The following is a 12,671-nucleotide window of genomic DNA, read 5'->3' on the forward strand; positions in this document are numbered from 1 at the left end:
CGGAGGAAAACATTGTCAAGCCGCAGTATCGGTCGATTCGTAATATTTCTGCGCGAAATAAAACTCATGCAAGTTAAAAACCCGACGCAATAACATCAATTTCAAAATAAGCTGATGAATAATGTCAGGAATTTTCCACGCACCGTACGACTGCTCAAAAATATACCAGTTATCACCGGCAGAAAATAAGCTGTACGCTTTGCGGGCAGGACAACATTTTAAGCAAGTTCTTAATATTTTCACGGCGCGTCAGCAGGCGTGCTGGCAGAATATATACTAAAGCCAGCAATTATAATGAGATGCTGCGGTGAATTCTTTTTTTTACTTTTATTTACGCGCAAAGTCAGCATGCAGATTTAATGACTTTAACCTTCACCGGGCGTGGTGAAGCGCGTAAATTAAACAATGCCGGAAAAGTAACGGGCAGCTTACGCCGCCAAAATATTTAATTTGTTTTACGATTTAAACGACCGCGCCGGTAAAGGTTACGGCGAATACGCGTCAGCCCTACCTTGGGCTTACGCGGTTCGTCAAGGCTGGCCAGCACCAGCTCAAGCACACGTTCTGCCACATCGCGATGCTTCTGCCCGACCGACAGCACCGGGCATTCCAGGAAATCAAGCAACTCATGATCGCCAAAAGTGGCAATCGCCAGATTCTGCGGCAAGCGCCCTTCGCGGCGCAGTGTAACATCCATTACCCCCTGCAGCAGCCCGAAGGAGGTGGTAAACAGCGCTTCCGGCATATCATGCGTAGCGAGATAGTTTTCGAATAGCGCCGCTGCCGCACTGCGCTCAAAGCTGTTAGCGTAAATAAAGTCCGGCTGACGTTCATCACCTTTCCAGGCATCGCGAAAACCCAGCTCCCGCAGAAAACTGACGGACAGCTCCGGCAGCGCGCCCATAAACAGCACGGACTTCGCCGGCAGCTTGCGCAGTTCTGCGGCCAGCGCCTGCGCGTCTTCCTGGTCCGCACCGACCACGCTGGTAAAATGTTCACGATCCAACGCGCGATCGAGCGCGATAATTGGCAGCGGGTCGTTAATCCAGCGCTGATAGAACGGATGTTCTGGCGGTAATGATGTGGAAACGATAATGGCATCTACTTGGCGTTGCAGCAGGTGCTCCACGCAGCGCATTTCATTATCGGGCTGATCCTCTGAACAGGCGATCAGCAATTGATAACCACGCTGACGCGCCTGCCGTTCAAGATAATTCGCAATTCGCGTGTAGCTGGTATTCTCCAGGTCGGGAATAACCAGTCCTATAGAACGCGTGCGGCCAGCGCGCAATCCTGCTGCTACGGCGTTAGGGTGGTAGTTGTGCTCGCGCACCACCGCCATGACCTTCTCGACGGTTTTATCACTGACGCGATACTGCCTGGCTTTGCCATTAATGACATAGCTGGCCGTGGTTCGCGAAACCCCTGCAAGGCGCGCAATTTCATCCAGTTTCACAATAACCCCATACTTTTCTATGGATTAGAATTCGTAACATCTAACCGCAGAAAAGTGTGGCGAGCAACCGCTTTCGTTCAGCAATCCCGGCTTTATTGTAAAAATAAAAAAACCCGACATTACGCCGGGTTAGCTGACAATCCTGACAATCACTACAGGAAATTAACGCATGATACGATCGCCGCGCGCAACGCCAACGAGGCCAGATCTCGCCACTTCAACGATCTCCGCTACTTCACGCACGGTATTAAGGAATGCGTCCAGTTTTTCGCTGGTGCCAGCCAGCTGAACCGTATAAAGCGATGGCGTGACGTCGACGATCTGTCCACGGAAAATTTCCGCGCTGCGTTTCACCTCTTCACGGCCATAACCACTGGCCTGAATCTTCACCAGCATGATTTCGCGCTCGACGTAAGCGCCCTGGCCAAGCTCGCTAACGCGCAGCACATCCACCAGCTTATGCAGCTGCTTCTCAATCTGCTCAATCACCTTCTCGTCACCCACGGTCTGGATGGTCATGCGTGACAATGTTGGATCGTCCGTTGGTGCCACGGTCAGGCTTTCAATGTTGTAGCCGCGCTGGGAAAACAGCCCCACCACGCGGGATAATGCGCCGGATTCATTTTCCAGCAGAACCGATAATACACGACGCATAATTAAGTCCTCTCCGTTTTGCTCAGCCACATTTCGTCCATGCCGCCACCGCGAATATGCATCGGGTAGACGTGTTCGCTGCCATCAACGTTAACATCGACAAACACCAGGCGATTATTCGCTAACTGTTCCAGCGCCTGCGCCAGTTTTGACTCCAGCTCGTCGGGACGGGTCACTGAGATCCCCACATGACCGTAAGCTTCCGCCAGGCGCACAAAATCAGGCAGCGATTCCATATAAGATTGCGAGTGGCGACCGGAGTAAATCATGTCCTGCCACTGCTTAACCATGCCCAGCACCCGGTTATTCAGGTTCAGCACCAGTACCGGAATGCCGTACTGCAACGCGGTGGACAGCTCCTGAATATTCATCTGAATACTGCCGTCTCCGGTTACGCACACCACCGTTTCTTCGGGCAAAGCCAGTTTCACCCCGAGGGCCGCCGGCAGGCCGAAGCCCATGGTGCCAAGACCGCCCGAGTTGATCCAGCGGCGTGGTTTGTCAAACGAATAGTAGAGCGCGGCGAACATCTGATGCTGTCCGACATCGGAGGTGACATAGGCGTCGCCATGCGTCAGGCGGCAAATGGTTTCGATAACCGCTTGGGGTTTGATCTTGTCGCTGCAGCGATCGAACGCCAGGCACTGACGTGAGCGCCACTGTTCGATGCTCTGCCACCAGTCGCGCAGCGCGTCAAAGTCTTGCCGGGCTTCATTCTGCGCCAGCAGTTCCAGCATCTGTTGCAGAACCTGTCTGGCATCACCCACGATCGGCACATCCGCAGCGATGGTTTTCGAAATCGACGTCGGATCAATATCGATATGCAGCACGGTGGCGTTCGGGCAATACTTGGCCAGATTATTGGTGGTACGGTCGTCAAAACGCACGCCAACGGCAAAGATAACGTCGGAGTGATGCATGGTCATGTTGGCTTCATAGGTGCCGTGCATTCCCAGCATGCCTACGCACTGGCGGTGGGTGCCGGGGAACGCCCCCAGCCCCATCAGGGAAGTGGTGACCGGCACATTCAGCATTTCCGCCAGCTGGCGCAGCTCGTCATGACAGGCGGCATTGATCACCCCGCCTCCGGCATAAATCACCGGGTTTTTCGCTGCCAGCAAGGTCTGCAACGCGCGCTTGATTTGGCCTTTATGTCCCTGCGTCGTCGGGTTATAGGAGCGCATACTGACTTCATCCGGCCAAACGTACGGCAGCTTATTCGCCGGATTCATCATATCTTTTGGCAAATCGACCACCACCGGCCCGGGACGGCCGCTGGCGGCCAGCCAGAACGCTTTCTTCATCACGGTGGGGATATCTTCTACCCGTTTCACCATAAAGCTGTGTTTAACCACCGGGCGCGAGATCCCCACCATATCGCACTCCTGGAAGGCATCGTAACCAATCAGCGAGGACATCACCTGGCCAGACAACACCACCATAGGAATTGAATCCATATACGCGGTAGCGATTCCGGTAATCGCATTGGTCGCACCGGGGCCGGAGGTGACCAGCACCACGCCGACATCGCCGGTGGCACGGGCATAGCCATCTGCCATATGCACCGCGCCCTGCTCGTGGCGCACCAGGATATGATCAACGCCGCCAACGGTTTGCAGAGCGTCATAAATATCAAGAACCGCTCCGCCGGGGTAGCCGAATACATGTTTTACGCCCTGATCGATTAACGATCGGACCACCATCTCGGCTCCTGACAACATCTCCATTTTTGCCTCCAGGCTTTAAGGTGCTGATTTGTCGGTCGCTGACGGCATTCATGCGCTTTCTACCGGCGACGGACAAGGTCAAAACCTGTTTATGCTGAGATTTTGGAAATCATTTCCGCAATCTGGGTACGGGGCGAAGCCCCAGTGTTGAGGTTATGGCAAATACCATAACCGTAGAAAAGTTGACAGGCAAACGGCAAACCCTGGTGCGGGCGCGGAAAAAGGGTGCTAAGGCTCTGCCTCATCCCCCAGCCAGCGGCAATAACACTAAGAATAAAGCGTTATAAAAGCGGAATGTACTGCTACAGCGTTATTTTTCAGCGCAATCGTTTTGTTATAAATTCTTCATCACGGTTAAAGAACGGTCAGCCGTTCTAATCAGCGCTTATTTCTGGATTTATATGCTAACTTTCAGATTAAAGGTGGAATATTCATCCAGGGAATTTAGCGCTGCCAGCAGGGCAAATAGCGCAGCCATAAAAAATAAACCAATTTAAATCATTAGGATAAAGAAAAAAACCCCGCAAATCATAGCGATGACGGGCACCGCCATTTATCTGCCGGGCAACCCTTTTTCGCTATTCTGCTGTTGCCTGGCCCGTCACCAGAATAATTTCCTTATGGTTTTCTCCACAGCACATTCATTGTGCGGGCAGATTGAGTTGACAGCCCCAGCCTTTATCAGGTATCAATATTGCCACTTTGAATTTATAAGGTTTGAGCCAATGATTCGTTTCAACCGCCTTTTCGGCCTACTACTAAACGCATTCTTAATGCGCGGCAGGCTTGTGGGCGGAATCAATCACTGATTCAGACTTGCAAAACTAAGAAACCCGCGCCGATGCGCGGGTTTTTTTATGCTCGCGGAAACTGGCGACATACAGACGACAAGGAACCACTCAATGAGCCAACAAGTCATTATTTTTGATACCACTCTGCGCGATGGCGAGCAGGCATTACAGGCCAGTCTGAGTGTGAAAGAAAAGCTGCAGATTGCCCTGGCGCTGGAGCGGATGGGGGTTGATGTCATGGAGGTCGGTTTCCCGGTCTCTTCCCCCGGGGATTTTGAATCGGTACAAACCATTGCCCGCCAGATCAAGAGCAGCCGGGTGTGTGGCCTGGCACGCTGTGTGGAAAAGGATATCGACGCGGCTTATGAAGCGCTGCGCGTGGCGGATGCCTATCGTATTCACACCTTCCTGGCGACCTCACCGATGCATATCGCCACCAAACTGCGCAGCACCCTGCCGGAAGTGATTGAACGCGCCGTGAAGATGATTAAGCGCGCACGCAATTACACCGACGACGTGGAGTTCTCCTGCGAAGACGGCGGTCGTACCCCGATTGACGACCTGTGCCGCGTGGTGGAAGCCGCGATTAACGCCGGTGCCACCACCATCAATATCCCCGATACCGTGGGTTATACCTTACCTTACGAATACGCCAGTATTTTCAGCGCGCTGCGCGCACGCGTGCCGAATATTGATAAAGCGATCCTGTCGGTGCATACCCACGACGATCTGGGCATGGCCGTCGGTAATGCGCTGGCGGCGGTGAATGCCGGTGCGCGTCAGATCGAAGGGGCAATGAACGGACTGGGTGAACGCGCCGGTAACTGCGCGCTGGAAGAGACCATTATGGCGATCAAAACTCGTGGTCAGCTGATGAACGTGCATACGCGCATCCATCACCAGGAAATCTACCGCACCTGTCAGACCGTGAGCAAAATCTGCAATATGCCGATCCCGGCGCATAAGGCAATTATTGGATCCAACGCATTTGCGCACTCTTCCGGTATTCACCAGGACGGCGTACTGAAAAACCGCGAAAACTACGAGATCCTGACGCCGGAATCGATCGGCCTGAAACAGGTACAGTTGAACCTGACCTCGCGTTCCGGCCGCGCCGCCGTGAAACACCGCATGGAAGAGATGGGCTACGGCGAAGACGAATACAACATGGACAGGCTGTACGACGCGTTCAAGGCGCTGGCCGATAAAAAAGGCCAGGTGTTTGATTACGATCTGGAGGCGCTGGCATTTATCAGTCAACAGTCGGAAGAACCGGAATACTTCAGGCTGGATACGTTCAACGTGCAGTCCGGCTCCAGCGTCATTGCCACCGCCACCGTGCAGCTGTGCTGCGGCGACCAACAGAAAACCGAAGCCGCTACCGGAAACGGTCCGGTCGACGCGGTTTATCAGGCAATAAACCGTATGACTGAATTCAACGCCGAGCTGATCAGTTATCAGTTGACCGCCAAAGGCCACGGTAAAGACGCGCTGGGCCAGGTCGATATTGTGGTGCAGTACAACGGCCGCAAATTCCACGGCGTCGGCCTGGCGACCGATATCGTCGAATCCTCGGCAAAAGCGATGGTAAACGCGCTGAACACCATCTGGCGCGCGCGTCAGGTTGAGCAGGAATTACAGCGTAAGTCCCAGGTCAAAGATCACAAGGAAACCGTATAACATGTCCCGTACTTACCATATTGCAGTGTTACCCGGTGACGGCATCGGCCCGGAAGTGATGGCTCAGGCCAGCAAGGTGCTCGACGCTATCCGCCAGCGCTTTGATCTGCGTATCACTACCAGCGAATACGACGTCGGCGGTATTGCTATCGACCGTCACGGCGTGCCGCTGCCGGACAGCACGGTAAAAGGCTGTGAGCAGGCCGATGCCATCCTGTTTGGCTCGGTCGGCGGGCCAAAGTGGGAACATCTGCCCCCGGCAGAACAGCCCGAACGCGGCGCGCTGCTGCCGCTGCGTAAACACTTTAAGCTGTTCAGCAACCTGCGTCCGGCCAGCCTGTACCAGGGGCTGGAGGATTTTTGCCCGCTGCGTCGGGATATTGCCGATCGCGGCTTCGATATTCTGGTGGTGCGCGAGCTGACCGGCGGGATCTACTTTGGTCAGCCGAAGGGCCGCGAAGGCAGCGGGATGCATGAACGCGCCTTTGATACCGAAGTCTATTACCGCTTTGAAATCGAGCGCATTGCACGTATTGCCTTTGAATCAGCGCGTAAACGCCGTCACAAAGTGACCTCGATTGACAAAGCCAACGTGCTGCAATCCTCCATTCTCTGGCGTGAAATCGTGAGTGAGGTGGCACAGGATTACCCGGATGTTGCGTTAAGCCATATGTATATCGACAACGCCACCATGCAGCTAATCAAAGCGCCATCGCAGTTCGACGTGATGCTGTGCTCGAATCTGTTCGGCGATATCCTGTCGGATGAATGCGCGATGATCACCGGTTCAATGGGCATGCTGCCTTCCGCCAGCCTTAACGAGCAGGGCTTTGGCCTGTTCGAACCGGCAGGCGGCTCCGCACCGGATATCGCCGGTAAAAACATCGCCAACCCGGTGGCGCAAATTCTGTCGCTGGCGCTGCTGCTGCGCTACAGTCTGGATGCAGCCGCAGCGGCCGACGCCATTGAGCGGGCGATCAACCGGGCGCTGGAAGAGGGTCACCGTACCGGAGACCTGGCCGGAAACGGCAAGGCCATCGGCACCGATGAAATGGGCAGCGTGATTGCCCGATTTATTCGCGAAGCATAATACGATGAAGACACTGTACGAGAAGCTGTTTGATGCGCATGTCGTGCATGAAACCCACGGCGAAACGCCGCTGATTTATATCGACAGGCACCTGGTGCATGAAGTGACCTCTGCCCAGGCCTTTGACGGTCTGCGCGCCCACGGTCGTGCGGTGCGCCAGCCGTCGAAAACCTTTGCCACCATGGATCACAACGTGTCTACCCAGTCGCGCGATATTAACGCCAGCGGCGAAATGGCGCGCATCCAGATGTCAACGCTTGTGAAAAACTGTGAAGCCTTTGGCGTACAGCTGTTTGACCTCAGTCACCCGTTCCAGGGGATCGTCCATGTGATGGGGCCGGAACAGGGGCTGTCGCTGCCCGGCATGACCCTCGTCTGCGGTGATTCCCACACATCCACCCACGGCGCTCTGGGGGCGCTGGCGTTCGGCATCGGCACCTCGGAAGTGGAACACGTTCTGGCTACCCAGACACTGAAGCAGTCACGCGCCAAAACCATGAAGATCGAAGTGCGTGGTGACACGGCGGCGGGCATCACCGCCAAAGATATTGCGCTGGCGATTATCGGCAAAACCGGCAGCGGCGGTGGTAACGGTCACGTTGTCGAATTCTGCGGTGCGGCGGTGGAAGCCCTGAGCATGGAAGGCCGCATGACGCTGTGTAATATGGCGATTGAGCTGGGCGCTAAGGCCGGATTAATCGCCCCGGACGACACCACGTTCAGCTACGTAAAAGGCCGTCGTTATGCCCCCAAAGAGGCCGAATGGCAGCAGGCGGTCGACTACTGGCGCACCCTGCACACCGATGAGGGCGCGCGCTTTGACAAGGTGGTGATTATCGATGCTGCGGCCATTGCCCCCCAGGTAACCTGGGGAACCCATCCCGGACAGGTGATCGCCGTCAGCGATCCGATCCCCGATCCGGCCTCTTTCAGCGATCCGCTGGAGCGCGCCTCGGCGGAAAAAGCGCTGGCCTATATGGGGCTCAAGCCCGGTATCCGTCTGACCGACGTCCCCATCGATAAGGTGTTTATCGGTTCCTGTACCAACTCGCGCATTGAAGATCTGCGTGCGGCGGCAGCAATCGTCAAAGGGCAAAAAATTGCCAAGGGCGTACAGGGTTATGTGGTGCCAGGTTCCGGCCCGGTGAAGGCGCAGGCGGAAGCGGAAGGGCTGGATCGCATCTTTATTGCTGCCGGATTTGAATGGCGTTTGCCGGGCTGTTCAATGTGCCTGGCGATGAATAATGACCGCCTGCAGCCGGGTGAACGCTGTGCGTCAACCAGCAACCGTAACTTTGAAGGCCGCCAGGGGCGCGGCGGGCTTACTCATCTGGTCAGTCCGGCGATGGCGGCAGCGGCAGCGGTAGCCGGTCACTTTGCCGATATCCGCGAGCTGGCGTAAGGAATCATTATGGCGAAAAAATTGACTCAACATAGCGGCATCGTGGTGCCGCTGGATGCCGCCAACGTCGATACCGATGCGATTATCCCCAAGCAGTTTTTGCAGATGGTGACGCGCACCGGCTTTGGCCGCAACCTGTTCTACGACTGGCGCTACCTCGATGCCGAAGGGCAGATTGCCAACCCGGATTTCGTGCTGAATAAACCCGAGTTCAGCGCTGCCAGCATCATGCTGACGCGCGAAAACTTTGGCTGCGGCTCATCGCGTGAACATGCGCCCTGGGCGTTAACCGACTACGGTATTCAGGCGATCGTCGGCTCTGGTTTTGCGGACATCTTTGCCAATAACGCCTTCAATAATCAGCTGTTACTGGTGACGCTAAGCGAGCAGCAGGTCGATGAACTGTTTCAGCTGGTGGCGACACGTCCGGGGGTAAGCTTCACCGTCGACCTGCAAAATCAGCAGGTACAGGCAGGCGATAACGTTTACCCGTTCGCTATCGATTCTTTCCGCCGTCACTGTCTGCTTAATGGCCTGGATGCCATTGGCCTGACCTTGCAGCATGAGGCTGATATCAGCGCCTATGAGCGGCAGCAGCGGTCATTTCTGCGCTGAACCCCGCACCGGTGCGTGCAGATTGCCGCACGCACCGACCCCTTGCTGCCACTGGCTATGAGAGCGCCACCGGTTGTGGCTGGCGCGCCTCCTTCACCTGCCAGCATAAAGCGAATGAAATCAGCGCCAGTAGCGATGCCAGCCAGTAAACCGCATGGTGGCCGAAGGTTTCCGCCATTACGCCCTGCAGCACCCCGGCCAGAATCACCCCGGTGGAAATGCTGTTGGTAAACAGCGTGGTGGCAGAACCCGGGCGGCCGGGCATCAGATCCTGAAACCAGATCATACCTATCCCGGCAATAATGCCGATAAACCCCGCATTAAGCAGCTGTAGCAGCATTAATGCGGTGCGGCCATGAAACAGCACCAGCCCGAGATAAAACAACCCACCGCAGCCCACGGCCAGCAGCATCATCGGGCGTTTACCAAAACGTTTCACATAATGCCCGGCCAGCAGCATCACGGGGATCTCCAACCCGGCCGCCGTCCCCATCAGCAGGCCAGCCAGCTTATCAGGCAGCCCGAGCACGCCGCTGATATACAAAGGCATATCAATCACATACATGGTATTGCAGGTCCACATAAACACCGATGCAATAAACAGCATGCGCACATCGCGATGCTTCCAGCCGCTGATATCGGTAAGAGGCACCGCAGCGCTGTTCTCCGCACGCGGCACCGACGGCAGCGCAAACCAGATCAGCGCCACGCAGACTAAAAACAGCAGTGCTGCCACCATGAACATGGTAGTAAAACCGTAATTAAATGCAATGGCGAATGAAAGTGGCGGGCCAATAACCCATGCCAGCGACAGCTGCGCACGCATTACCGAGCTGAACATCACCGCTTCACGCGCCGAGCTGTCGGCATATTCACGCGCCAGGGCGAATATCTGCGGCATTGCCACGCTGGCAATCGACGATAGCAGCACGCCGGCGATGACCAGCGTCAGATAATGGCGGTTAAAGGCAAACAGCACCGCGTTGGCAATGGCCACCACGCAGCAGAACAGGATCAGCATGCGCCGGTCGCCCTGATTATCTGAACGCTTTGCCAGTAGCAGGCTGACGATAATTCCCGCTATCGCATTCAGCGTATAAAACAGCCCGATCCAGAATGGTCGTACGCCTACCTCGCGGCTGAGGAACAGGCTCAGGGTGGGAGACTGCAATGCGCCGGCGATGCCGACCATAAATGAAACCGCCATAAAAGCCAGATAGACCGGATGAATACGACGACGACGGCTCAAAAGCGCTTTCATGACTGATGCCTCAACTGATCGGGGTGTTCATCATATAGCTTAAAAGAAAAACCACGAAAAAAGCCAGCGACACGCATGCCAGCTGGCTGGTGAAAAGCACCATACTCAGAAATACCCTATCAAGCCATCGCTTTTGGGTAAGATGCCAGAACGCCATTCAGATAATGAATGCCTCCCGCTCTTCCATCTGCTGCTATTATCGCCATAATATCAGGCAAGAAAAACAGACAGCTTTCAACTTGGGGTTCCCCTTTTATGCCATCGAAGCGTTTGCAGCAGCAGTTTATCCGGCTCTGGCAGTGCTGCGAAGGCCAGCCGCAGGAAACCACGCTCAGTGATTTGGCGGTGCAGCTCAGTTGTTCACGTCGCCATATGCGTAATTTGCTCAACGCCATGCAGCAGCAGGGATGGCTGGCATGGCAGGCCGAAGCCGGGCGCGGCAAACGTTCCGCCCTGACTTTCCATTACAGCGGGCTGGCCCTGCAACAGCAGCGGGCGCAAGAACTGCTCGATCGCGACCATATCGACCTGCTGGTGCAGATGGTAGGGGACAAGGGGCGCGTGCGCCAGATGCTGCTTTCCCATCTGGGCCGCAGCTTTCGCCAGGGCAAGCATATTCTGCGCGTGCTGTATTACCGCCCGCTGCTCAATCTACTGCCCGGCACGCCGCTCAGGCGTTCGGAAACCCATCTGGCACGGCAGATCTTCAACGGTCTGGCACGGATAAATGAGGAAAATGGGGAAGTCGAGCCGGACATCGCCCATCACTGGCAGCAGATTAGCCCGTTACACTGGCGCTTCTTTGTTCGTCCGGCCATCCATTTTCACCACGGGCGTGAACTGGAGATCGAGGATGTCATCACCACGCTGCAACGGCTAACGCCCCAGCCGCTGTTCAGCCATTTGACGCGCATCGAGTGCCCCACACCGTGGACGCTGGATATTCATCTGAGCCATCCCGACGGCTGGCTGCCCTGGCTACTGGCCAGCGTAAGCGCGATGATCCTGCCGAAGGAGTGGCCATCACTGCGTAACTTCTCACGTCAGCCGCTGGGAACCGGGGCCTACGCGGTGGAGCGCAACCAGCACAGCCAGCTACGCATTGCTGCCTTTGATGATTATTTCGGCTATCGGGCGCTGATAGACGAAGTCAACATCTGGGTGCTGCCGGAGATCAGCGACGAGCTGGTCTATTCCGGCGTCAAGCTGCATAGCGAAAACAGCGATGAGAAATCAGAAGAGAGCCGTCTGGAAGAGGGCTGCTACTTTCTGCTGTTCGACCAGCGTTCAGCACAGGGGCGCAACGAGCAGCTACGGCGCTGGATCAGTACCATTTTCAATCCCATCGCCCTGCTGAATCACAGCGGGATTGCCTACCAGCGCTACTGGTTCCCCGCTTACGGCCTGCTGCCACGCTGGCATCATCGCCGCCATATGGCGACGGCGGAAAAACCGGCTGGTCTGATGTCGCTGACCATCACCTGGTACAGTGACCATATTGAACACCAGGGCATTGCTAACGCGCTTGGCCCGATCCTCGCCGCGCACGGCGTCGAACTGATAACCCAGGAGATCGACTATGAGCGCTGGCATCGCGGCGAGGCGCAGAGCGATCTGTGGCTCGGCAGCGCCAACTTCACGCTGCCGCTGGAGTTTTCCCTGTTCTCCATGCTGTATGAAATGCCGCTGCTCCACCACTGTGTCCCCATCGACTGGCATGAGACGGCGCGCCAGTGGCGCGAGCAGCGGCTGCCGCTGGCAGACTGGTGCAAACAGCTGATTGACAGTCACTATCTGCACCCGCTGTTCCACCACTGGCTGCTGCTGCACGGCCAGCGCAGTATGCGCGGCGTACGCATGAATACCCTCGGCTGGTTCGATTTTAAATCTGCCTGGTTTGCCCCGCCTGATGATGAGACTTTCGCCGCAACGACGAAACCACTAGAATAAGCCGTTCTCAACGGGGTGCGGAAAACCCGGGTATTGATGCCGGAT

Annotated in this window: 9 protein-coding genes; 5 read left to right on the top strand and 4 right to left on the bottom strand. The window is 55.9% G+C overall.

Annotated elements, in window-relative coordinates; genetic code table 11:
* Positions 1 to 445: 445 nt before the first annotated feature.
* The 3 genes from cra to ilvI form a co-directional block, all read right to left on the bottom strand.
* The gene (gene cra / locus JGC47_RS13740) at positions 446 to 1,456 is read right to left on the bottom strand and encodes a catabolite repressor/activator (protein ID WP_004159726.1); all 1,011 of its coding nucleotides are present in this window, start codon (positions 1,454 to 1,456) and stop codon (positions 446 to 448) included.
* Positions 1,457 to 1,618: 162 nt separating this feature from the next.
* Positions 1,619 to 2,110, bottom strand: a complete 492-nt coding sequence (ilvN, locus tag JGC47_RS13745; protein WP_004159727.1) for an acetolactate synthase small subunit — start codon at positions 2,108 to 2,110, stop codon at positions 1,619 to 1,621.
* A 2-nt stretch (positions 2,111 to 2,112) separates the two neighbouring features.
* Positions 2,113 to 3,837 carry an acetolactate synthase 3 large subunit gene (ilvI, locus tag JGC47_RS13750; protein WP_004159728.1) on the bottom strand — a complete coding sequence of 575 codons (1,725 nt, stop codon included), beginning with the start codon at positions 3,835 to 3,837 and terminating at the stop codon, positions 2,113 to 2,115.
* Between the two features lie 902 nt (positions 3,838 to 4,739).
* Here ilvI and leuA point away from each other — a divergent pair.
* The 4 genes from leuA to leuD are packed head-to-tail and all read left to right on the top strand — an operon-like array spanning position 4,740 to position 9,415.
* On the top strand, positions 4,740 to 6,308 hold the full coding sequence (leuA, locus tag JGC47_RS13760; RefSeq protein ID WP_013035863.1) for a 2-isopropylmalate synthase: 1,569 nt from the start codon (positions 4,740 to 4,742) through the stop codon (positions 6,306 to 6,308).
* A 1-nt stretch (position 6,309) separates the two neighbouring features.
* Entirely contained in the window at positions 6,310 to 7,398 is a 1,089-nt protein-coding gene (leuB, locus tag JGC47_RS13765; RefSeq protein ID WP_004159730.1) for a 3-isopropylmalate dehydrogenase, read from the top strand.
* A 4-nt stretch (positions 7,399 to 7,402) separates the two neighbouring features.
* Positions 7,403 to 8,800: a 3-isopropylmalate dehydratase large subunit gene (gene leuC / locus JGC47_RS13770; RefSeq protein ID WP_004159731.1), complete on the top strand. Its 1,398-nt coding sequence runs from the start codon at positions 7,403 to 7,405 to the stop codon at positions 8,798 to 8,800.
* A gap of 9 nt (positions 8,801 to 8,809) precedes the next feature.
* Positions 8,810 to 9,415: a 3-isopropylmalate dehydratase small subunit gene (gene leuD, locus JGC47_RS13775; protein ID WP_004164778.1), complete on the top strand. Its 606-nt coding sequence runs from the start codon at positions 8,810 to 8,812 to the stop codon at positions 9,413 to 9,415.
* A gap of 55 nt (positions 9,416 to 9,470) precedes the next feature.
* Here leuD and JGC47_RS13780 read toward each other — a convergent pair whose 3' ends face one another.
* Positions 9,471 to 10,676, bottom strand: a complete 1,206-nt coding sequence (locus JGC47_RS13780; RefSeq protein ID WP_004159734.1) for an MFS transporter — start codon at positions 10,674 to 10,676, stop codon at positions 9,471 to 9,473.
* Between the two features lie 255 nt (positions 10,677 to 10,931).
* Between JGC47_RS13780 and sgrR the strand changes: the two genes are divergently transcribed.
* Positions 10,932 to 12,626 (top strand): HTH-type transcriptional regulator SgrR, encoded by a 1,695-nt coding sequence (gene sgrR, locus JGC47_RS13785; protein WP_004159738.1) that lies wholly within the window; start codon positions 10,932 to 10,934, stop codon positions 12,624 to 12,626.
* Positions 12,627 to 12,671 lie beyond the last annotated feature (45 nt).

The sequence above is a fragment of the Erwinia amylovora genome, from assembly GCF_017161565.1.
GTDB lineage: Bacteria > Pseudomonadota > Gammaproteobacteria > Enterobacterales > Enterobacteriaceae > Erwinia > Erwinia amylovora.